This is a genomic window from Gracilibacillus saliphilus, from assembly GCF_010994085.1.
Lineage (GTDB): Bacteria > Bacillota > Bacilli > Bacillales > Amphibacillaceae > Gracilibacillus > Gracilibacillus lacisalsi.
On the sequence record NZ_WJEB01000039.1, the window covers coordinates 1 to 21478 of the forward strand.

21 protein-coding genes are annotated in these 21478 nt (G+C 36.2%); 13 read left to right on the forward strand and 8 right to left on the reverse strand.

Features of this window, described 5'->3' with window-relative positions; translation table 11 throughout:
• Nucleotides 1-327 precede the first annotated feature (327 nt).
• The 7 genes from GHT08_RS18855 (at nt 328) to GHT08_RS18885 (ending at nt 5218) form a co-directional block, all read left to right on the forward strand.
• On the forward strand, nt 328-867 hold the full coding sequence (locus GHT08_RS18855; RefSeq protein ID WP_163582955.1) for a DUF3267 domain-containing protein: 540 nt from the start codon (nt 328-330) through the stop codon (nt 865-867).
• A gap of 171 nt (nt 868-1038) precedes the next feature.
• On the forward strand, nt 1039-1218 hold the full coding sequence (locus GHT08_RS22275) for a hypothetical protein (RefSeq protein ID WP_018933682.1): 180 nt from the start codon (nt 1039-1041) through the stop codon (nt 1216-1218).
• Nucleotides 1219-1336: 118 nt separating this feature from the next.
• On the forward strand, nt 1337-2317 hold the full coding sequence (locus tag GHT08_RS18865) for a peptidylprolyl isomerase (protein ID WP_163582956.1): 981 nt from the start codon (nt 1337-1339) through the stop codon (nt 2315-2317).
• Nucleotides 2318-2413: 96 nt separating this feature from the next.
• The gene (locus GHT08_RS18870) at nt 2414-3643 is read left to right on the forward strand and encodes a hydrolase (RefSeq protein ID WP_163582957.1); all 1230 of its coding nucleotides are present in this window, start codon (nt 2414-2416) and stop codon (nt 3641-3643) included.
• A gap of 101 nt (nt 3644-3744) precedes the next feature.
• On the forward strand, nt 3745-3924 hold the full coding sequence (locus GHT08_RS18875; protein ID WP_420370985.1) for a Uma2 family endonuclease: 180 nt from the start codon (nt 3745-3747) through the stop codon (nt 3922-3924).
• A 272-nt stretch (nt 3925-4196) separates the two neighbouring features.
• Complete coding sequence (locus tag GHT08_RS18880) at nt 4197-4613, forward strand: GNAT family N-acetyltransferase (protein WP_163582958.1); 417 nt, start codon at nt 4197-4199, stop codon at nt 4611-4613.
• 2 nt (nt 4614-4615) lie between these two features.
• On the forward strand, nt 4616-5218 hold the full coding sequence (locus GHT08_RS18885) for a DedA family protein (RefSeq protein ID WP_163582959.1): 603 nt from the start codon (nt 4616-4618) through the stop codon (nt 5216-5218).
• A 466-nt stretch (nt 5219-5684) separates the two neighbouring features.
• Here the strand turns inward: GHT08_RS18885 and GHT08_RS18890 are convergent, their stop codons facing one another.
• From GHT08_RS18890 to GHT08_RS18900, 3 genes are read right to left on the reverse strand one after another with little or no spacing between them, the layout of a single operon-like run.
• Nucleotides 5685-6086 carry a GNAT family N-acetyltransferase gene (locus tag GHT08_RS18890; RefSeq protein WP_163582960.1) on the reverse strand — a complete coding sequence of 134 codons (402 nt, stop codon included), beginning with the start codon at nt 6084-6086 and terminating at the stop codon, nt 5685-5687.
• Between the two features lie 14 nt (nt 6087-6100).
• Complete coding sequence (locus GHT08_RS18895; protein WP_163582961.1) at nt 6101-8935, reverse strand: AAA family ATPase; 2835 nt, start codon at nt 8933-8935, stop codon at nt 6101-6103.
• A gap of 3 nt (nt 8936-8938) precedes the next feature.
• Nucleotides 8939-10153 carry a metallophosphoesterase family protein gene (locus tag GHT08_RS18900; protein WP_163582962.1) on the reverse strand — a complete coding sequence of 405 codons (1215 nt, stop codon included), beginning with the start codon at nt 10151-10153 and terminating at the stop codon, nt 8939-8941.
• A 112-nt stretch (nt 10154-10265) separates the two neighbouring features.
• On the opposite strand from GHT08_RS18900, the gene GHT08_RS18905 reads away from it, so the two are divergent.
• Nucleotides 10266-10781 carry a GNAT family N-acetyltransferase gene (locus GHT08_RS18905; RefSeq protein ID WP_163582963.1) on the forward strand — a complete coding sequence of 172 codons (516 nt, stop codon included), beginning with the start codon at nt 10266-10268 and terminating at the stop codon, nt 10779-10781.
• 74 nt (nt 10782-10855) lie between these two features.
• Here GHT08_RS18905 and putP read toward each other — a convergent pair whose 3' ends face one another.
• A complete protein-coding gene (putP, locus tag GHT08_RS18910; RefSeq protein WP_163582964.1) occupies nt 10856-12325 on the reverse strand; it encodes a sodium/proline symporter PutP in 1470 nt (489 codons plus the stop codon).
• Nucleotides 12326-12628: 303 nt separating this feature from the next.
• Here putP and GHT08_RS18915 point away from each other — a divergent pair, with 303 nt between their 5' ends.
• Nucleotides 12629-13579 carry an NERD domain-containing protein gene (locus tag GHT08_RS18915; protein WP_163582965.1) on the forward strand — a complete coding sequence of 317 codons (951 nt, stop codon included), beginning with the start codon at nt 12629-12631 and terminating at the stop codon, nt 13577-13579.
• A gap of 174 nt (nt 13580-13753) precedes the next feature.
• Here the strand turns inward: GHT08_RS18915 and GHT08_RS18920 are convergent, their stop codons facing one another.
• The 4 genes from GHT08_RS18920 to GHT08_RS18935 all read right to left on the reverse strand — a co-directional run bounded on the left by GHT08_RS18920 (nt 13754) and on the right by GHT08_RS18935 (nt 17574).
• Nucleotides 13754-15013 (reverse strand): ABC transporter permease, encoded by a 1260-nt coding sequence (locus tag GHT08_RS18920; RefSeq protein ID WP_163582966.1) that lies wholly within the window; start codon nt 15011-15013, stop codon nt 13754-13756.
• A complete protein-coding gene (locus GHT08_RS18925; RefSeq protein WP_163582967.1) occupies nt 15006-15905 on the reverse strand; it encodes an ABC transporter ATP-binding protein in 900 nt (299 codons plus the stop codon). Before GHT08_RS18925 ends, GHT08_RS18920 begins: the two co-directional genes overlap by 8 nt.
• Before the next feature lie 99 nt (nt 15906-16004).
• Nucleotides 16005-16355 carry a YlbF/YmcA family competence regulator gene (locus GHT08_RS18930; RefSeq protein WP_018933668.1) on the reverse strand — a complete coding sequence of 117 codons (351 nt, stop codon included), beginning with the start codon at nt 16353-16355 and terminating at the stop codon, nt 16005-16007.
• Between the two features lie 94 nt (nt 16356-16449).
• Nucleotides 16450-17574 (reverse strand): DUF445 domain-containing protein, encoded by a 1125-nt coding sequence (locus GHT08_RS18935; protein ID WP_163582968.1) that lies wholly within the window; start codon nt 17572-17574, stop codon nt 16450-16452.
• A gap of 90 nt (nt 17575-17664) precedes the next feature.
• On the opposite strand from GHT08_RS18935, the gene GHT08_RS18940 reads away from it, so the two are divergent.
• The 4 genes from GHT08_RS18940 (at nt 17665) to GHT08_RS18955 (ending at nt 21396) form a co-directional block, all read left to right on the forward strand.
• Nucleotides 17665-18900, forward strand: coding sequence for a YheC/YheD family protein (locus tag GHT08_RS18940; RefSeq protein WP_163582969.1), 1236 nt, complete (start codon nt 17665-17667; stop codon nt 18898-18900).
• Between the two features lie 43 nt (nt 18901-18943).
• Nucleotides 18944-19132, forward strand: coding sequence for a hypothetical protein (locus GHT08_RS18945; protein WP_163582970.1), 189 nt, complete (start codon nt 18944-18946; stop codon nt 19130-19132).
• Nucleotides 19133-19243: 111 nt separating this feature from the next.
• Nucleotides 19244-20140 (forward strand): PucR family transcriptional regulator, encoded by an 897-nt coding sequence (locus tag GHT08_RS18950; protein ID WP_163582971.1) that lies wholly within the window; start codon nt 19244-19246, stop codon nt 20138-20140.
• A gap of 155 nt (nt 20141-20295) precedes the next feature.
• The gene (locus GHT08_RS18955; protein WP_163582972.1) at nt 20296-21396 is read left to right on the forward strand and encodes an ABC transporter ATP-binding protein; all 1101 of its coding nucleotides are present in this window, start codon (nt 20296-20298) and stop codon (nt 21394-21396) included.
• The last annotated feature ends 82 nt before the right edge of the window (nt 21397-21478 follow it).

Sequence of the window (21478 nt, forward strand, 5' to 3'; positions counted from 1 at the left end):
CGTAAGCTTGCGAACCGATGATGACTTTCGCCTAAAGGCATAAGTGCGACTAAGCCGCTAGTTTCGCCAATCGGCAAGTCTTCTTTATCGTAGGGCGGATTCGTGAAGTCGCCTAGTTTTTGGGCGCTTGGAGCTAGACATCTCCGCAAATTTTATACTTTCTTGTCCTATTAGAAAGGGTTGGCTGATTGCCAACTCTTTTTTCATACCTTGCGATAAAATGCTTATCAAAATTTTACATAAAACCTATTGATTTTTCATACAAAACATACTATAGTCATGTAGTGTTATTTTAAAAGAGTTGATTTTAGAAAAGGGGTGATCCTGGTGAACTGTTGGGATTCCATCAATGTAACCAAAAAACTTGGTTTTTACCGAAGCCTTATTTTATCTTTCTTATTTGGACTATTATCTTTTATCTTTTTGTATTTACCATTTACATTGATTCATAAAGATGTCGTAGTAAAAGACCATGGTCTAATCCCAGTGGTATTTGGAGTAGCACTATTACCATTGCTGCACAAAGCATTACGAATTTTACCTTTAATATTCACCAATAAAAACTTGCGAATTAAATGGACGTTAGAGAAGAGATTCATCCCTAATTTCCATGTAAAAAATCATACAAAAACAACCAAGCCGACATTCTTTTTTGCTTTGCTGACACCAACATTAATTATCACAATTCCTTGTATCATTGGCAGTTATTTTGTTCCGGCCTATTATCCTTATTTTCTGCTAATTGGTGCAATTAATTTAAGTTTATCTTATATTGATTTTCTATATATTCGTCATTTATGGAAAGCACCGAAAAAATGTCTAATATCTAATGAAGAACAAGGCTATGATATTTTAATACCACGTTAAACCCGTTTCGATATAAGACGAAGCGGGTTTTTATATCATCCCTCCTTTATGATTCAGACACGAGCATGATATAATACCTTCATACATATTTTTCAATTTATAATAAGACATACTGTTCAAATCTTTAATTTTTTGTTAAAGTAATGACATGAGAATAAGGAGGTAAGCTTGATGCTGTATGTTTTTGTCATTTTTGCTTTTTTTATATTATTTATATTCAACTCTTTAACAATGAGACTTTGCTTACAAACTGAAATGTCGCAGGAAAAACAACCAAATGTTTTCCGAACTATTAATATTTTAATTACCATTTTACTTGTATCTTCATATGTCGAAGTTATATATATTTAATGAAAAATGAGTAAAAAAAATGTAATCTTCATTTTTCTTGTTATTTTTAGCGAGAAATGTGTTATATTATTGCAAGAGTTAAAAAATAGCTTTAGTAAATAGTAGGAGTGTAGGTAGAATGAAAAAATTAGCAATCACTGCAACATTTGCAGCAAGCGTTATCGCACTTTCCGCGTGTTCTTCAGATGATTCTGAAACAGTTGTGGAAACAGGATCGGGTAATATTACGAAAGAAGCATTTTATGATGAATTGGTAGCATCCCCTTCTGGTGGACAAGTTCTCCAACAAATGGTGCTTGAAACAATTCTAGAAGATAAATATGAAGTATCCGATGAAGAAATTGATAATGAAGTCGAACGAGTGAAAGAACAATATGGAGAAGAACAATTTGAAATGGTCTTAACCCAAAATGGTTTTGAAGATGAAGATGAATTCCGCGATCAGTTGCGAGTAAGTTTACTTCAAGAAAAAGCAGCAACGGAAGATGTCGAAGTTACTGACGAAGAAATTCAACAACGTTATGACAGAATGCAAACAAATCTCGTTGCTAGCCATATTCTTGTTGAAGATGAAGAAACTGCCAATGAAGTCATTGACAAATTAAACGATGGTGAAGACTTTGCAGAATTAGCTGGAGAGTATTCTACAGACCCTGGCAGTAAAGATAACGGTGGCGACTTAGGAGAATTTGGAATTGGCCAAATGGTTCCTGAATTTGAAGACGCAGCATACAATCTTGAAATTGACGAAATCAGTGAACCTGTTCAAACTTCAAACGGCTTCCATGTTATTAAAGTGACAGATCGTGTAGATGTAGAAGATGTGGAACCTTTAGAAGATGTAGAAGATCAATTAAGAAGAGAGATTGCTAACACAAAAATTGACCAAGCAGCATTACAAACAAAAATTCAAGATCTTATGAAAGATGCTGATATCGATGTAAAGATCGATCAATATGAAGATATGTTTACATTTGAAGAACCAACGCTAGAAGAACCTGCTACTGATGAAACAACTGAAGATGAAGCCACAGAAGAGGAAACGTCTGAAGAAGAATCAGCAGATAGCGAAGATGCTTCTGAAGAAGAAACTGAATAACAATGAACACAGTCCCCTATCTTCCATTGAGTGAGAAGATAGGGGCTTTTATGTTATTCTAATACTAAGTTGAAAAAGATTAGGAAGTGATAAATAATGAGTAGCCTGAAATATTTTTATGACATGATTACAATTGATTATGAACTTGCAGATCAACAAAAAGAAAACCTTGCGACCAATTTCCCTTCACCTTCGTTACCAGAAGCGATAAAGGGCGTACATTTAAATACGTTAACTAAAGGGACAGCCGTTTCAGCTCGGGTTTTGTTAAATGAATTCGAAGTTAGAAAGACGAAAACAAACAAATCCTTCTTGAAAGTGACATTAAGTGATCAATCTGGAGCCATTTCCGCAAAAATGTGGGATAACAATGGCGAAGTCGATGCGATGCTCCCCATTTTAGAACAAAAAGGTGTCTTTGATATCCGTGGTCAAGTTGATGAATTTAACGGTTTTAAAAGTGTTACCGTATATGAAATGACTCCGTGTACGGAAGATATCGATCCTTTTACACTATTAGCTTATACTCAGCAAGATATTGAAGCATTACGTGATGAACTATTCGCCTACCTTTATGAATTGCGGCAACCATATCAAGACATCGCCATTAAAGCGATGGAACAGCTATGGGAAGGATTTCGTATTAGTCCTGCTGCCAAAGGATTCCACCACAATTATTTAGGCGGACTACTGAAACATACTGTTGGTCTGATGCGTTTTTGCAGATACATAACGATTCAATCAGATAATCCTTTTCGTGCCGTGTTGCAATTAATCAATAAAATAGAAACGGAGTATAAATTAGAAATTTGGAACTCTTTAAAAGATGACCATGCCAGACCTGCATATGTATGGAAAGACAGTATTGACCATCTCTATCACATGGTACAAGGGATGGCTGAATATAAATATGACAGTATTAATTATGATGCACTGATAACAAGTATTTTATTCCACGACATAGGTAAACTAGCAGAATATGATTATGCCGGGAAGTCATTTGATGTTTTCCACTTTTTATTCCCTACTGGTGAATTTAAGGACTCAAACCGTAAACAAGCTGGTATTGCCATGGACCCATTAGGGGTAAACATCGGTCATATTCCATACGGTGTCATGTTATTATCAAAAGTGATTGAGCACCATAACATTGCGGTCACAATGGAGGATATCCACTTGATGTCTCACTGCATTCTTTGCCACCATGGCTTACCTGAATGGGGAAGCGCCGTTCGTAAACCTAGTAATCTAGAAGGCTATATCATTCACATTGTTGACTATTTAGATAGTCGTTATGAGAATACAGAAGCAGATGAGGAGAAATAATAACACTAACTTAATTTGTAATTATGGTACAATGTAGAAAATATACCTAAGTCAGTCCTTCTAATCAATCTCATGATTTAGTAACTAAATTAAATTTATTCATGAAATATGGTGTACAGGAATACTGGATTGTTCATCCACTTTTGAAGTCAATACAAGTGTATGTTTTACAAACTGATCAAACATATGTACAGCAACATATAGCAAAAGAGAACGAAATTGCTTCTTCCACCCTCTTTCATGATTTTTCAGTAGTTGTTACAAAACTATTTTCTATTTAAATGGTTGGTGAGATAAAACATAATCTCACCTTTTCTACCACCAAAAACATCCAATTTTAAACTTTTTTGAATAATTTTATGTTATGATTACTTTACTCACATATAAAGTGGAGGGTTTTTATTGTTTGCTATCATTTCTTTTATTATGCTTTTTATTCTATTATTCATTGTGATAAAATCCGAAATCAACAAAACCGGATCATAAATCAAAATCAGGAGATTATTAGATTATTAGAAGCGAACCATAACAAAAGACGAAATGGGGAATTTATATGGAATGGTATCACAATAACTATGTGGTAAGTGATGAAAAAGAATTACTTGATCTGGATACCATTTATACACTTTTAAAACCAACATATTGGGCAAATGACCGAAGCAAAGAAACGATCGCGCACAGCATAGAGAATTCATTTTCATTTGGGATTTACGAAAAAGATAAACAAATTGGATTTGCTCGAGTTGTATCTGACCAAGCCGTATTCTCCTGGATATTAGATGTTGTGATCGACTCGGAGTATCAGGGACGTGGTATTGGTTCTTTTTTGATGCAATGCATACTGGAACATCCCCTACTTAAAAATACGAAATTTGCTTTAGCTACTAAGGATGCTCACCGATTTTATGAGACATTTAACTTTACAGAACGGCCATGTATGGTACGAAGAATGGTAAAGGAAGAACAGTAAAGATGCAGGAATGGTTTTTCACCGTAATGGATGAATTTGGTTATCTCGGTATTATGTTTTTAATAGCATTGGAGAATATTTTTCCGCCTATACCCTCGGAAGTCGTGTTAACTTTCGGTGGTTTTTTTACTACGGTATCTTCCTTACATATAGTTGGTGTCATCCTTTCCTCAACTGCAGGTTCTGTTCTAGGCGCGATTGTATTATACTTGATAGGTATGCTACTGAACGTTCAACGTTTGGAAAAGATCGTTGAAAAATGGGGATACATTCTCCGTATCAAAAAGGAAGACATCTACAAGGCTGATGCTTGGTTTGATAAATATGGCTATTGGACGATCTTCTTTTGTCGATTTATCCCTCTAATCCGCAGTCTCATTTCTATTCCAGCTGGGATGGCTAAAATGAATGTAACCCTATTTTTAATCTTTACCGCCTTAGGAACCCTGATTTGGAATACTATCTTAGTTTTATTGGGAGCATATGTCGGGGAATCATGGGAAGATATTGTTTATTATTTTGATATTTATTCTAACCTTTTCTATTTGCTCATTTTCCTTGGTGCTTTATTTTTTATTATTCGTTTATTACGGAGAAGAAGTTAAGAAAATCGGCAAGCCTCTGGTCTTTTATTAAATGCTAATTGGATTTCGATTACTTAAGTAGTAACAATGAAATATTTGAATAGCCTGACCACCACTTTCCTTTCCGTTGGTTTGTCCTTCAACTAACTATTTAGAGCGAAAATCGCTCGAAATAGTAGATCTTCAGGTCAAACAATTCCCACAGGAGTGAAAGTGGGCAGCCTACGCTAAGTACTGCTCTACAACATAGTCAGAGCTAAGTGTTGAGATCTCTAAAACAGTTATGATACCAATATTTATATACTTTTCTTACAAATAAAATAAAGCCATCCCCATTTCAAAGAGGATGGCTTATAGATGTTAATTTGGCTCGATAAAAACCGTAGAGCTCATGGATATTAAGAATAATATATAAACTTCCCACACAATTACTATAGACTAAACTCAAGGGGAAAGAACCTTGCGTAAATCAGCCATTGTTCCTCACTTAGTTTGTCCTTTTAATGATATAACCATTATCTATTTTATCAAAGCCCACTTTTGGATAATAATCCATTGCAGCTGGTGCTGATAACAGAATTAAAGCAACTTGCTCATTTAGTTCTACTTTAACCTGTTCAATTAATTGTTTTCCAATTCCTTGATGCTGGTAAGCTTCATCTACAGCTAAATCGGACAAATAGCAGCAATAGCTGAAATCAGTCAAGCCTCTTGCCACTCCTACTATTTTTTCTTGATCCCAGGCAGTGACTAATACATTAGCATGATCAAGCATTTGTTGTAGACGACCAAGGTCATCGTAAGGTCTTTTTATGCCTGATGCTTGAAACACTTCTGATAAATCTCTCGGCGTTATTGTTACATCACTTTTATACATAATATGATTCATAGTACACTCTCCCATTATAATGTAATACTTGCTTTTGCTGTCGCATTAGCAGTGAAATAGAGGACTTGATGATCCTTACTTAATTCTTCGATCATCTCTAACACTTTTTCTTTTCGATTAGCATCAAAATGTACGAACCCATCATCAATTAAAAAAGGTAGCGCTAAACGGTTAGCCATGACATGACTTAATGCAAAACGAAGGGCAATATATAATTGATCTTTAGTTGCTTGTGATAATTCGGTGACTCCAAAGACAAAGCCATCTCTGTCTTCTACAATCACCGTTTCACTATCTTCTATATATATGTGCTGATACCTACCTAATGTCAGTTTGCTAAAATACTGACTAGCTTGCTCAAACACTTGAGGCATATATTTTTGTGAATAAGTTGATTTTGCTTCCGTTAAGTTTGTTAATGCCAGCTGATAAACCGCCCATTGTTTTGCTATTTCTTGTAATTCTTCTTGTTTGATAGCCAGTTGATGCTTGAGAATTGAGGTATCCTCATTTGCCTCCAGCATCGCAATCGTTGCCTTTTTGTCACTTAATAAAGCTTGTTTTTCTTTTATTTGCTCAGTAGTTTCGTTGATTACTTGTTTACACTCTTCTAATAAAACCTGTAACGTCTTTTTCTCATCAAAATCTCCATCAGCGATTTGCTTAATTTGCTCTTCTGGAAAAAGGACAGCTAAGCTATCGTATAACTGATTACATTTCTGCTGCAGGCGATCAAGTTCTTCTTTCCGTTCTCCTTTTTCAATAAAGGCTTCCTCTGTATCCACTTCTGCCTTATGCAGTAACAGATTGATTTCCTCTTGGTACGGTTTTTGTCTCTCTAGAACAGCATCCAGTTGTGATTGCCATTCTGCTCTTCGCGTTTGGAGCTGCTGATGCTTTGTTCTTTTTGCATGCTCCTTCTCTAGATTTGATTTTAAACCATCCGTATCTATTTCCAGGATATCAATAGCTCGTTGTTTTTCCTTTATCTGCTCGTGAAGATTATTTATTTCTGTTTCTAATTGTTGCATCTCCAAGAGCTTTTCTTTTTGAGTAATCACCTGTTGATAAAGCCTTGGCCAATAAGTCAATTCAACATTAGTTAAGAAAGGATACTGCTGCTTTTGATCGGTAATTTTTTGTTCGATTTGCTCGATGCGTTCTGTTAAAAAAGAAAGTCGTTCTGCTTGTTTTAACTGTTCATTTTGATATTTTTGTACATCTTTATCCACTTCGGATAATGATTGCTGGAGCTTTGTTTGTTGCTCGATAATCCGCTCCCGCTCCTGAATTTCAGCTTGAGATAATGAAACGACCTCTTTTAGATCAGGCTGTAACCATTGTTTAACTGCCTTTCCATATAGTCTAATCGCGACATTTTGACCTACAGCCAGAATAAGAGTGACAACAACCCATAGTAAATCAGTTACCAAGAAAAGCCCTGCTCCTAGTAAGAACCCGATAAGGATAACGAGATTAGATACTTTCAATTGTTGTTGAAATGTTTGCTGCCATTTACGATATTGTTCCTGTTGTTCTGCTTGATTTGCTTGTGCAATCTCCTCTTGATATTGTTTGATCTTATCCTGACTCAGCAATGCTTTTTGTAATTGTTCTTTTTCCTTCAGCAATTCCTGTTTTATTCTCCCCGTAGAGGATTTGTCGTTTTCGACATACTGTTTTTCCAAGGATAATTTCTCACGCTGATTCGATAAATCTGCCCATGCTTCTTCTAGATAAAAAGGAAGTTCTGTCTCCCGTAATTGCTCAAACGTCAGGTTTATCTGCATGTTTTCTAACTTGCTGATCATTTCATTTTCGATTTCATTGATGCGTTTTCCGATTTGTTGGATATTTGCCTCGATTTGGTCAATTTCATTTTGTATCTTTAACCCACGTTCGACCGTCTTGAATTTTTGATCAGGCATCAATGCCAACTGGCTTATCTGCTGCTCCACTTCCTTTAGATTATTACGCAGCACCTGCTCTTCACTTTTTAATGGTAAAAGCGAGTCCTTCCATTCATTCAGACGCTTTAATCCTTCAACTGGAAACGTAATAGTTGCAACTTGTCTTTTTAATTGAGCAGTGGTGAAATAGTAATCCTCGATTAAGGCATAGTGTGTTAACCGTTTTTCTGCTTGTTCCTGCCTTTGGATGGTGGTACTTTTTTTTTGTTGTAGTTGGATTAATTGCACATCTAATTCTTCAATTTCTGTTAATTGTTGCTGATACTGACTTTCCTTCTCTTTCGCTTCGGTTAATTTCTTCTTGAGATCTGCTAGCTCTTGAAAAAGTTGATTAATCTCCGGTTTTTTTCCATACGGTTTAAACAGGTCTGCCAACTTTTTTTCCAAGTTTTTTTCTGCATAATAGATCCGGTCTGATCCTGTCATCCCTACCGCTAATAAAACTTCATGTAGAGATTGATTGTCAAGATCTTGAATTTGCTTAAGGTCATGGGCATCAAATGTATAGATTGATTGGAATTCCTTACGATCAATCCCTTGCAAAGCAGATTTTAACCATTCTTCATCCATCTGTGTTCCGCTCTCACCATATATGATCGCCTGATTTTTATGCTTGCCTTGTACTCGTTCTATCGTAACAGTTTGATTCGCAAGCCCAGAAATAGTAAGCCTCCCACCTACTGTTGATCCTTGCTTTGGTGTGAAACGTTCTATCTGTTTCGATTTCAAGCCAAACAAAATATATAGAATAAATTGTCTCAAAGTTGATTTGCCCGATTCATTATCCCCTGCAATTTCAATAGGGCCGTCCTGCTCAAAAGAGAAATGCTGATCGATCCATTTACCAAAACCATATATATGTATGCTTTCTATCCGCAAAGATTATCCCTCCTTTTCATGCAGTAATTGATCTAAAAGAAATTCTGCTTCGTACAGGATTTCCGTTTGATCATCACCATCTAATTCTCGCAGCCATTTTCTTCCTTCTCCATGCTGCCATAACGGGCTGATTGACTGCTCCAGATTTGTTTCTTGAAAAGCAGTTGCTAACTCTTCCAAAAAACGTCCGCCTTGTTGCCATTCAGATCGTTTAGCTGCCATGTTCCATTTATAACCGATAATATAGCTATGCTCTAATTCCTGGTTCAAATAGGTAATCATTTCTGTTATCTGGCCATTAGAGAACCAGACTTCCTTGTCTTCCGCTACTTGCGAGAAAATGATTTGGATTAATGTTTTTCCTTTTGTCCATTGATTGGTGATTTCTATTAGCTGTTCCATCACACTTGGAAGGTCTGTCCAACCACTGGCATCTACTGGTACTTTTTCAAAGCTAATAGGAGAAAGAGGTAGGAATTCAAGCTCTGCATTATTTTCAGATAAGGTGACAAGGTAGCAACCCTTTTCCCCTGTTTCTTTCGTTGATCTGCCTTGGATATTTCCTGGATAGACTACTGGCGGACTTTCCGCTACTATTTCGCGCTTATGTATATGCCCTAGTGCCCAATAATCAAATCCAGATTCTTTCAGTTCTGTCAGTTGAAAAGGAGCATAACTTGCATGATCCTGGTTGAGTTCATTTCCAATACTTCCGTGTAACGTAGCGATGTGAAAACACTGATCGGCTGTTTTCTGGTACTCTTTCGTTTTGTTTTCAACTACTGCTCTATTTTCATAACTAAAGCCATAGATTCTCGCTTGGACTTGTCCATCTTTGATAAATGGGAAGGATGTAACCTCTTCTTTATCAAAAACATGTACATTATCCGGGTAGTTACGCGGAAAGGACTGACTGTTCAAATAATCATGGTTACCGTAAGAGAGGTATACCTTAATCTGGTGTTCTTGTAATCTTTGAAAAGCTTTCTGCAATGCCATATGCGCTTGCATGCTTTGTTCTTCCTGGTCAAAAATATCTCCTACTAAAAGGACAAAATCTACTTGATGTTTGATGGCTTGTTCAGTGAGATTTTCTAAGGCTTGAAATGTACTTTGTCTAATTTCTCTTAATAGTTCAGATGGGATGTCTTTCAAGCCTTTAAATGGACTGTCTAAATGTAAATCCGCACAATGAATGAAAGAAATTTCTTTTTTCATCATTCTTCACCTTCTTCCTCCCTCTATTGTAGCAGAGCATAAATAAGAATGCACGTTCGATTTGTCATTTTTATGGAATTTTATGTTAAACTTTAAATATGGGGGTGGCGGTATGTCTGTTAAATTAGTGAAGCCAGCGAAGATGTTAACTAGAGAATATCAAGATTTCTACCTGGAATGGAAAAAAAGCGGTGAGAAAATGATACCTTGGGTCATCGAAAAACATCCTGATGATATGGATCGTTTCCTGCAATTTATTAATGATCACGAACAAGGAGTGAACTTACCTGATGGATGGGTTCCACATTCTACTTTTTGGTTAGTTAGAGAGAAAACGATTATTGGCGTTGTCAATATTAGACATCGATTATCAGAAATGCTTCTTTCCATTGGAGGTCATATTGGTTATGGTATACGTCCAAGTGAGCGAAAGAAAGGTTACGCGACCATTATTTTGGAATTGGCGTTACTTGAAGCTAAAAAAATAGGTATCACTAGAGCACTCGTTACTTGTGATGCTGACAATATCGGTTCTCTGAAAGCTATTTTAAAAAACGGCGGAATAGAAGATGCAGAATATGTGGAAGATGACGGTAATGTAGTGAAAAGATTTTGGATTGAATTATAGGGAATTCCATCAAAGCATGAACAAGGAGTCCTTTCTATGTTCGGACTCCTTGCGACAATATATTTTTATAAATTTCACGATTCATTTTCGATAGCTTCATTAAATTCTTCTCTCACAACTTTTGATGGATTTGTTGGGGTTCCAAAAATAAGGCTGACGATAATGATTGCAACTGTACCCAATGCAAACCCTGGTACAATTTCGTATAAATCAAATATGCCTCCTTCAAGCTGTTCCCAAACAATTACTGTTAAAGCGCCTACCACCATTCCGGAAATCGCTCCACCTACAGTTGTCCTTTTCCAAAACAAACTCAATATGATAATCGGGCCAAACGCTGCTCCGAATCCTGCCCATGCATATTCTACTAAATCAAGAACTTGGCTTTCAGGATCTTGAGCGATCAGTATCGCAATAATCGCGATGATAATGACTGCAATTCTCCCTATCCATACTAATTCTTTTTGACTGGCATTTTTTCTTATAATTCCCTTATAGAAGTCCTCAGCAACCGCACTAGAGGATACTAATAATTGTGAATCAATTGTACTCATAATCGCAGATAAAATCGCAGCTAATAATATACCTGCAACCCATGGGTTAAAAAGCTCTTGTGTGAAAGCTATAAAGACTGTTTCCGCATTATCTAACGGTGTGTCTGCAAAATAGGCAATCCCTGCAAAACCGGTAAAAATCGAACCATATAAAGCAAATACCATCCATGACATGCCTATAAATCTGGCCTTTGGGATTTCTTTAGTCGATTTTACAGCCATAAATCTTGTTATGATATGTGGCTGTCCAAAATAACCTAGCCCCCAAGCTAATAACGAGATAATACCAATGGCTGTGGTATCTGTAAATGCGTTCAGATATCCCGGATCTATGCTCCCCACTTGACTAACGACTTCATCCCAACCACCCGCAGCATTGATGGCTATAATCGGTACAATAATTAATGCTAAGAACATTAAGATCCCCTGGAAAAAGTCTGTCCAGCTTACTGCTAGAAATCCTCCTAAAAATGTATACGAAATAATGACAATGGCTCCAATCCATAACGCAGATTGATATTCTATTCCAAAGGACTGTTCAAATAAAATGGCTCCACCGACAAGTCCTGCAGACGTATAAAATGTAAAAAATATCAAAATAACCAGAGCAGAAGTAACACGTAGAATCCGTGATTTGTCTCGAAAACGATTTTCTAAAAAGTCTGGAATAGTAATGGAATCTTTGGCAACTTCAGTATAAGTCCTTAACCGTTTCGCTACAAATTGCCAATTCAAGTATGCCCCTGCTGCTAAACCAATCGCGAGCCAGATTTGATTCATGCCACCTGCATACATGGCACCCGGTAAACCAAGTAAAAGCCAACTACTCATATCAGATGCACCTGCACTTAGAGCCGCTACACTTCCACCTAGATTTCGGCCACCTAACACATAGTCGGAAAGGTTATTCGTTAAACGAAAGGCAATAATTCCAATAACTAACATTCCGACTAAATAAACGATAAACGTTATTAACGTAACACTATCCATTATTTATTCTCCTCTTTCTGTAAAAAAGGTGATTAACGATAAGAGAACAACGGATAACATCGGGACTAATAACCACCCCCATGTTGCTGCATTGATTGTTTCCTGTTCCATCAAGATCACCACCTATGCTGAATATGTATATATAGTGTCTGTATTGCTTTACTATATATTCAAAAAAGTTATTTTATCATAAGTAAACCTACACAAACAATGGTAGGATGATTTGAAACATAATGTTCAGAATATTTTCAATTTTAGTCTGGTATGGTATTATGGTAAAAAATAGTAAGGGAGGTTGATTACTTGACCCTTGATTCTGTAAGAAAATCTTTTTATTTGAGACAGTTAGAAGCACTTATCAGCCGACTCTCACCTCATGATATTCCTCAAGATTTGGAAAATGCATATGGCAGGGAATTATCGGGTTATACCGGTGAAAAGCAATTACCTTATCATTTGCATATGGTACAAAATGAAAAAATGCTGTTGTACGGTATCCGGTTACCTTGGCAAAAACATTTTTTCCAATTGGACAACCTATCCTTTTTCCTAAAGAAAATTTTCATTTGTGAAGTCAAACACCTAAAAGGCAAGCTATTCATTAATGAAGCAGATCAATTAGTCCAAGAACATGAAGATGGGAAAATCGAAATTTATGATCATCCACTTTTACAGGCTAAATTCCAGCAAGAAAAATTAGAAGCGCTACTTACTTTACACGGCTTCTCTTTCCCCCCGATTCATCCAATCGTTGTTTTTACTCACCCGAATGCCAACCTAAACTTTCAGCATCCTGATATGATTCCTGTTCAGCAATTGCCTCTCAGAATCAAACTTTTCCTCCAAGAACCAACAGCTAACAACGAATATAACTTTACTGAGTACAGACATCTCATTAATTTCATTTCAGCCCATCATCAAGAACGAAAAGTAAACATACATGAAAAATTTAAGATAGATCTTCGAAAAATAGTACGAGGTGTATTTTGTCCATCATGTCAGAATGTAAAGGCAAAAAGGATTTATGGAACTTGGCAATGTCCTAAATGTGGTATTAAAGACAAAATGATGCATGTCCATGCGCTTAAAGAGTGGGCATTGATCCTCGGTCCAGTAATAACTAATAAACAGACCAGATGGTTTTTAGACGGCATATCAATAGACCTGACGAAAAGATTATTAAGACAATTAAACTGTCCATTTGTCGGGAGTTATCGAGATCGGAAATATGACTTAACTATACTATTAAATTAAAGAGACAACTTCTATGAGTTTTCTGACAACTTTGGTTGGTTTACTGGCAACTCTCTCGACCTTTCTGGCAACTTTGGTTGGTTTACTGGCAACTCTCTCGACTTTTCTGGCAACTTGGACAACAAACAAATTTGAAAAAGCTATTTCGCTCGTTGCGAAATAGCTTCCTCTTTTTTATTCTTTTTTCGATAGTTGTAATGCTTTTTTGAAGTCTTTTAATGAGGTGGATGTGCCGTACATGAGTACGCCGCCTCGATATATTTTGGCTCCTAAAATGGCAAATACTACAATCGTTGCAATTAATATGAGAATACTTAATCCCACTTCCCAGAATGCGATATCCAGTAATCCGACACGCAAGAACATTACCATTGGCGAGAAGAACGGGATATACGATGAAATAACGACAAATGTTGATTCCGGCATACCTAATCCAATCATGGAAATCATAAAGGCAGCTACAATTAAAAATATAACAGGAGTCATCAATTGTTGGACATCTTCTGTTCTACTTACTAATGACCCTAACATTGCTGCTAATGTCGCATATAAAAAGTACCCTAACAAGAAGAAAACGATCGCGTATATAAATGTAGAAAGACTTACATCAGATAGTCCGAAAAACTCAAAGAAATCACCAATCAGTTCATCTTGCTTCTGCATAATGACGAAGTAACCTGTCCCTAATAGAACAACCATTTGGGTTAGACCTACTAAGCCTATTCCGAAAATTTTAGCAAACATTTGACTGACTGGTGAGGAACTTGAAATTAAAATCTCCATTACTCTTGATGTTTTCTCGTTGGCTATGTCCATTGCAATCATATTTCCATACATAATAACCGCTATATATAGTAAAAATAAGATCGCATACACAAGGCCTCGCGCTCCACTTAACTCTTCTTCTGTTTTGACGTCACTAGCGTCACCGTTACCTGTAGCAATTAATTCATTCTCAAAAGAAACTGGTTCATAGATCGAAGCAATAACAGCGGGATCAATACCTGATTGATTGGTTGCCATCTCTACTTTTATTTGTTGTAATTGGCTTTCTAATATATTTTGTGCAGTTTGATTAGTATAATCTTTACTATAGTAAGTAGCTTCAGGTAATCCTTCTTCCGATTCGCTGATATCCAATACAGCAATAAATCTTTCATCCCCGACTGCATCCTGAGCTTCTTCAAGTGTTCCGTCAAATTGCTCTAATTCGAAATCAGCTTCCGTCCGCGCTTCCAATTGTGAGTAAACTTCTTCTTGTTCTGTTATAACTGCAACTTGGTCTGTCTCATCTGAATCAAACATTTCTATAAATGATTGAACATTCGACATTAAAACAATTAACGCTAGAATGATAGCAGTGGTGATAATAAATGATTTTGATTTTATTTTTGATAAATAAGTATGAGAAAAGACAACCCAAAATTTATTCATAAGACTCACCAGCTTTCTCAATAAAAATATCATTTAGACTTGGTTCGTCCAATTCAAATTTACGGATAAAACCTTTACCTGATATTTCTTCTAATACCCTTTGGGAGACATTTTCATTTTCAATTTGACAAAGAACACCGTCACTAAAGTATTTCACTTTTACAACGCCAGCAACATTTTCTAAAAAGGATAGGTCAAAATCCGCTTGTATCGATAAATTCTTCTTACCGAATGACCGTTTAATTTCACGAAGATCACCATGTAAAATCGGTTTACCGTGCTGCATCATGCATAAATGCTGACACAATTCTTCTACATGCTCCATCCGGTGTGAGGAAAAGACGATCGACGTTCCTGCGTTTTTTAATTCAATTACCGATTTTTTCAACAATTCGACATTAACGGGATCCAACCCGGAGAACGGTTCATCCAAAATAAGCAGCTTTGGTTTATGTATCACAGCCGATATAAATTGGATTTTTTGCTGATTCCCTTTCGATAATTCTTCTACTTTTTTATCCATATACTGTGGGACTTTTAAATAATCCAACCAGCTAGTCAATTCACCTAATACTTCTTTCTTTTGCATCCCTCGTAATTTTCCTAGATAAATTAATTGATCGCGAACCTTTAATTTGGGATACAAACCTCTCTCCTCTGGTAAATAGCCAATTTGATCACTTTTGCTGTAATCGATTGTTTCTCCATTCCATGTAATAGATCCAGATGTTTGATCTAATAAATTGAGAATCATTCGAAATGTCGTTGTTTTTCCTGCACCATTTGCACCAAGAAAACCGAATATATTCTTTTCAGGTATCTCAATCGATAAATCATCAACAGCGGTAAATGATCCAAATCTTTTCGTAACATTCTCTAATTTTAACGTCACATTCTTTCACTCCTTCCAATTAGTATTACGGTAGTAACAAGCAAAAAGTTTCAAATAAAAATGAGTTACAGCAAAATACTGTAACTCATGAGGTGTTCGTTATTGTTGTTGTGCACCATATAATTCTTCTAATGGTTTTGTGATAATACGGCTAATATCATTAATCAAAACATTGACACGTTGTTCTTGTTCCATTAGTTTGGAAATGTCTTCATGTTGTTGGACAAGTTCCACAACTTGTTTTGCCTTTTCAACTTCCTCTTCGGTAATTTCCTCACCTTGCATTTGTTTCTGTTGTAATTCTAACTGCGTGTTGCGGAAATTGTCGAACATTTGCTTAGAATTTGGATCTTCCATTACTTTATCATAAGCAGCTTTTAAATCCTTGAATTCGTCACTTTCCTGAATTGCTTTTTCAAGCTCATTTGCACTGTCATAAACGTTTGACATAAAATAAAATCCTCCTAAAATAGTTACGTCATTCATAGGTCGCTATACCTTCATGTATATGTTCCTACATGTACTTTACCACTATAACAAAGATTTAAACGACGATAAAGAGAATCGCCTGAATTAACCCAATAAATCCACCTAATAAAGCACCTAAATAAGTAATCAGTTTAAATTCTTTTCGAGAAATCGATAAAATAATTTCCTCTATCCGCGAAGTTGGAAAGGATGCTACTTGATTTTCGACCATTTTCTCCACTTCTAAATGTTGCAGCATATTCGGAACACTATCTGACAATTTGCTAAATAACTGCTCGACTAGTAATGGTAGTACCTTTTCCTCTATTTGATTGGAAAAAGGGGTTAATATCTCCTGAAGGGGCTTTTCTAACCAGTCCTCTGCTGGGACATTTTCATGAATCAATTCGCGCAGTAACTGTTGTGTTTCTTTTTTCGCAAACACTGGTTCGATAAGTTGAATTTCCTGGTGTAAAAGATTTTGCCACTCATTCTGGACTGCTTGCTGAATCCACCTGCTCCCCTCTTCAGAACGTAAATAATCCGTTACTAATCGTTGGATTTTCAACGCTAATTCATCGCTACTGAACATCGATAACACCATATTTCCTAGAAAACCTTTGGATTCAGCATATTGTTTAATGACTGCTTCTATCTTGTGATGCGTTTCTTCATTATTTAATAATTCGATTCCTTTATCTCGTAAAAAAATGGATGTCTTTTCTAGTTCTTTTTCTGATATCATTTGACCAAGCCAAAGCTTGAACGGTTTTTGTTGATTTTTTTGCAGAAAGTTATGAACTTGGTCCATTACTTTATCCGCAATCATTCTTTTCACACGCTCAGCATTGATGTTTAGTTGAAACTTGTCTGATAGTTGGCTAATCGTGATCGATTTGGCCATAAAAAGCTGCCACTCTTTGTTTATCTTTTGTTGTACTTGTTGTTTTAATCCTTGGTCCTGCAACTTTAATTGAATGCTATCGATCGTTAGTAAATGATTGACGACCAATTGTCCAAGTTGTTTCGCTAATTGATCACGCCTTTTCGGGATAACACCCGGAGTGAAAGGTACCTTCCATTTACCAATATATATTGCCTGATAAGGCCGAAACAGCATCTTAATGGCCACAGAATTGGTTAACCCACCAATAAAACTGCCAATGACCACCAAGAAAAGTATTATAATAAGGTTTTCCACCCTTCTTTCCACCTTTCCTCTTTGTAAAGTATAGTACACCTTCCTGCTGCATATAATGAATTAGCCTACATGAAGAAAGCAGGTGTCCACATGCGACAGACATTCCTAATAATAGCCTATCCTAATGACAAAAATAGAATGATTGTCCCTACCAAGGTTTACTATCATTTAAAACAGATATCTATGCTACAGCATGGCTTACAAAACATTCCTTGTGATATCTTAAGCCATCATAACAAAACAAACACGATTTATCTTTCTTCTTCAATCATGAAGCAATTTCATTTAATCAATCATGCACCAATCCTTTTGAATACTGATACAAATACCTGCCACATAAACTATCTTTTTGGTGTATTCAGCCATTGCTCGCCACAGCAATCATCCTATCAAAGATTATATCAAGAAATGGCTAGAGTTGGGCACACTCTCGGATTTGAAACGGTTTTTTTCTCCTATCATGACGTTCATTTCCAAACAAATAGCTTAACAGGAGTTGTTTGGCAAGAACAGGAGTGGAAAACGGTTGAAACAGATATACCACCAGTCATATACAATCGCATACCTAATCGCAAGATCGAGTCACATAAAAAGGTACAAAAAATAAAACAGTATTTGACTACAAACTCTATTATATTTAATCCCGACTTTTTTAACAAATGGCAAGTATATGATAATATTATGAATCATGAACGAATCAATTATCTTCTACCCGATACCACTTTTCATCCTTCGATTCAGACCATTCAACATAAACTTTCCCAGCATCCAGTTACACTTATGCCATTGAAAGATGATGATAGCAATCATTTCTATTTAGAAGAAGTGGGAGACCTTCTATTTGTTACGCACAATCATAATAGTCGACAATATTATCAAGATCTTGAACAGTTTAAACAAGTGTTTTTTCCTAATGGCTTCCGGCAATATGTATTACAAGATGCAATAGATTTGCTCCAACATCAGGGAGATTCCTTTTACCTAAGAGTGCATACAAACAAAACAAAGCAATGGCAAGTGACCTTATTATATGGAAGAAAAAATACTGGGAATGAAATATTTGATTTAGATACATTGAATTTAGGGAGAAATACCATAAAAAAAGTAAAAGAATTAGTCATAGTATTAAGCAAGCTATTGGAAAATATGTTACCTGGTACGATTGGAGAGTTGGGATTTGATATCGGTATCGATCGGGAACGAAGACTTTGGTTAATAGAGGTTCAGGCAAAACCTAGTTGGCAAGTGTTTTATCACCCTGCTCATGTAGCTAAAACACAAGCGTATTTCACTTCTTTATTTGAGTTCTCCTTAAATTTTGAATGAATTGTACCTTTTGGTTCAAGCTATGCTTAGAGGAGGGAGTATTATGGCAAAACCTTCATCCAAAAAGCAGACAGATTCTCGCGAAAAATATGAAGTAGATGTTGACCGTATGATTAATGAAGGAATGGCTGGTGGTACAGCACATTCTGTACAAGGTCGAATGCAGATCGAACAAGCAAGAAAATTACCAAAAGAAAAAGAAGCCTTTCCCGCCGAAACAGACGGGGAGTAAAAATACACACACTCTTTAAAAAGTGTGTGTATTTTTATGGAGTTAACGCTCATAATCTGAATTCTTTGTTATAATAGAAATAAATGATATTTCAATGAAAGAGGCTTAAACATGTTAGAACAACTTCAACAAATGTTCCCTAATTTAGTTACACATTCAAATGAGACAAAAATGGATACGATTTCGTATAGATGGTATGTCACAAACGAAAATGACATTATCGGAGTACCTAAAGATGAATTAACGGAGAGAGAATCGAAAATTTTAGAAATATTACTTACACCATATAAAGCTAGTCAACCACCGACTACTGAACGCGAAAAATTATGGATGGATATTTTATTTCAACAAGAAATTCCTAAAAAAATGATGGAAGATAATTTATCTGCCTTCCATTATGTTTATTTTTCCCTATCAGATGAGTCAATTGATCCTGAATCATTTCGGGAAGCGATCCATGGTTTGTTTCCGCAAAAGACCTCCATCCTCTGGGAAAACAACCATGAGGGAGTGATCATTCAGGAAGAAGTCCAAACAATGGAGGACTTTGTATCCTATTCCGAGATTATTGAGGTACTGACGACAGATTTTTATATCAATATAAAGCTTTTTGTCGGTCCAACATTACATCATATTCAACAAGCACCACATTTCTATGAATGGGTAAAAAAATGTTACTACTTAACCAGACGCCATAATCATGATGTTTTGGATTATATTAAAGCGATTCCGTACCTATTCTTACATGATATTAGTGATAAAGAACAACAGATGATTACGGATTCGATCCTTAATAAGGTAAAAAGTGATGAAGAATTATTAAAGACAGTTCAGGTCTTTTTGGAGTCCAATTCCAATACGACTTTAGCAGCAAAAAAAATGTACATGCACCGAAATAGTCTACAGTATCGCGTGGACAAGTTCATTGAAAAAACGGGGATAGATGTGAAACAATTCGATGGAGCTATTGCCGTTTATTTATGTCTGCTCATGCGCACAAAATGGTAAAATAAGACAATATATTACTTTGTGGACATGCTTTTGTAACCGTGCACAAATAGGGTGACTTTTTTTGTGCACGCTTTCTATTTACCTTTGGACATTTTATTAGTAAACTAATAGACATAGATGAAACGCTTTCAACTAATTAGGAGGGGAATACAATGGCAGAATTATCATTAAGAAACATTGACAAAATTTATACAAAGGGTGAAGACAAAGCAGTTGACAACTTCAACCTTGAAATTAAAGACAAAGAATTTATCGTATTCGTAGGACCATCTGGTTGTGGTAAATCAACTACACTTCGTATGATTGCAGGTCTTGAAGAAATTTCTAGTGGAGAGTTCTACATCGATGACAAATTGATGAATGAAGTCGCTCCTAAAGACCGTGATATTGCGATGGTATTCCAAAACTACGCACTATATCCACACATGAACGTATATGACAATATGGCATTTGGTCTTAAACTTCGTAAATTCAAAAAAGACGAAATCGAGCGACGTGTAAAAGAAGCAGCTCGTATTCTAGGTTTGGAAGCTTACTTAGACCGTAAACCGAAAGCACTTTCAGGTGGTCAGCGTCAGCGTGTTGCATTAGGTCGTGCAATCGTCCGTGATGCAAAAGTATTCTTGATGGATGAGCCGTTATCAAACTTGGATGCGAAACTTCGTGTACAAATGCGTGCGGAAATTCAAAAGCTTCACCACCGCTTACAAACAACTACTATTTACGTTACACACGACCAAACAGAAGCGATGACAATGGCAACTCGCCTTGTTGTATTAAAAGATGGTGTTATCCAGCAAGTTGGTGCTCCTAAGGAAGTATATGACAAGCCAAACAACATCTTCGTTGGTGGTTTCATCGGTTCACCAGCTATGAACTTCTTCAATGGTACATTAGAAGAAGGGAAAATTGCACTTGGTGATACAAAAGTTGAAGTACCTGAAGGAAAAATGAAAGTACTTCGTGAGCAAGGGTATGTTGGTAAAGAAGTAGTACTAGGCGTGCGTCCAGAAGATATTCATGATGAGCCTGTATTCTTAGATGCCAATCCAGGTAAGAAAATTACCGCTACGATCGATGTATCCGAATTAATGGGTTCTGAATCTTATCTATACTCTGAAGTAAATGGCCAAGAGTTCGTTGCACGTGTTGATTCTCGTACAGATATCCATGGTGGTGAAAAAATCGACTTGGCATTCGATATGCATAAATGCCACTTCTTTGATAAAGACAATGAACAACGAATTCAATAATATAATCAAACCCGTTTCGTTCTTTCGAAACGGGTTTTTCTATTTTCCATATTGGTTTATTCTTTTGATATGATTCATACCT

Coding starts and splice junctions, on each gene's coding strand:
- GHT08_RS22275 (WP_018933682.1), top strand. CDS start 1,039: ATGCTGTATGTTTTTGTCATTTTTGCTTTTTTTATATTATTTATATTC.
- GHT08_RS18865 (WP_163582956.1), top strand. CDS start 1,337: ATGAAAAAATTAGCAATCACTGCAACATTTGCAGCAAGCGTTATCGCA.
- GHT08_RS18870 (WP_163582957.1), top strand. CDS start 2,414: ATGAGTAGCCTGAAATATTTTTATGACATGATTACAATTGATTATGAA.
- GHT08_RS18875 (WP_420370985.1), top strand. CDS start 3,745: ATGAAATATGGTGTACAGGAATACTGGATTGTTCATCCACTTTTGAAG.
- GHT08_RS18880 (WP_163582958.1), top strand. CDS start 4,197: ATGGAATGGTATCACAATAACTATGTGGTAAGTGATGAAAAAGAATTA.
- GHT08_RS18885 (WP_163582959.1), top strand. CDS start 4,616: ATGCAGGAATGGTTTTTCACCGTAATGGATGAATTTGGTTATCTCGGT.
- GHT08_RS18890 (WP_163582960.1), bottom strand. CDS start 6,086: ATGAATCATATTATGTATAAAAGTGATGTAACAATAACGCCGAGAGAT.
- GHT08_RS18900 (WP_163582962.1), bottom strand. CDS start 10,153: ATGAAAAAAGAAATTTCTTTCATTCATTGTGCGGATTTACATTTAGAC.
- GHT08_RS18905 (WP_163582963.1), top strand. CDS start 10,266: ATGTCTGTTAAATTAGTGAAGCCAGCGAAGATGTTAACTAGAGAATAT.
- putP (WP_163582964.1), bottom strand. CDS start 12,325: ATGGATAGTGTTACGTTAATAACGTTTATCGTTTATTTAGTCGGAATG.
- GHT08_RS18920 (WP_163582966.1), bottom strand. CDS start 15,013: ATGAATAAATTTTGGGTTGTCTTTTCTCATACTTATTTATCAAAAATA.
- GHT08_RS18930 (WP_018933668.1), bottom strand. CDS start 16,355: ATGTCAAACGTTTATGACAGTGCAAATGAGCTTGAAAAAGCAATTCAG.
- GHT08_RS18940 (WP_163582969.1), top strand. CDS start 17,665: ATGCGACAGACATTCCTAATAATAGCCTATCCTAATGACAAAAATAGA.
- GHT08_RS18945 (WP_163582970.1), top strand. CDS start 18,944: ATGGCAAAACCTTCATCCAAAAAGCAGACAGATTCTCGCGAAAAATAT.
- GHT08_RS18950 (WP_163582971.1), top strand. CDS start 19,244: ATGTTAGAACAACTTCAACAAATGTTCCCTAATTTAGTTACACATTCA.
- GHT08_RS18955 (WP_163582972.1), top strand. CDS start 20,296: ATGGCAGAATTATCATTAAGAAACATTGACAAAATTTATACAAAGGGT.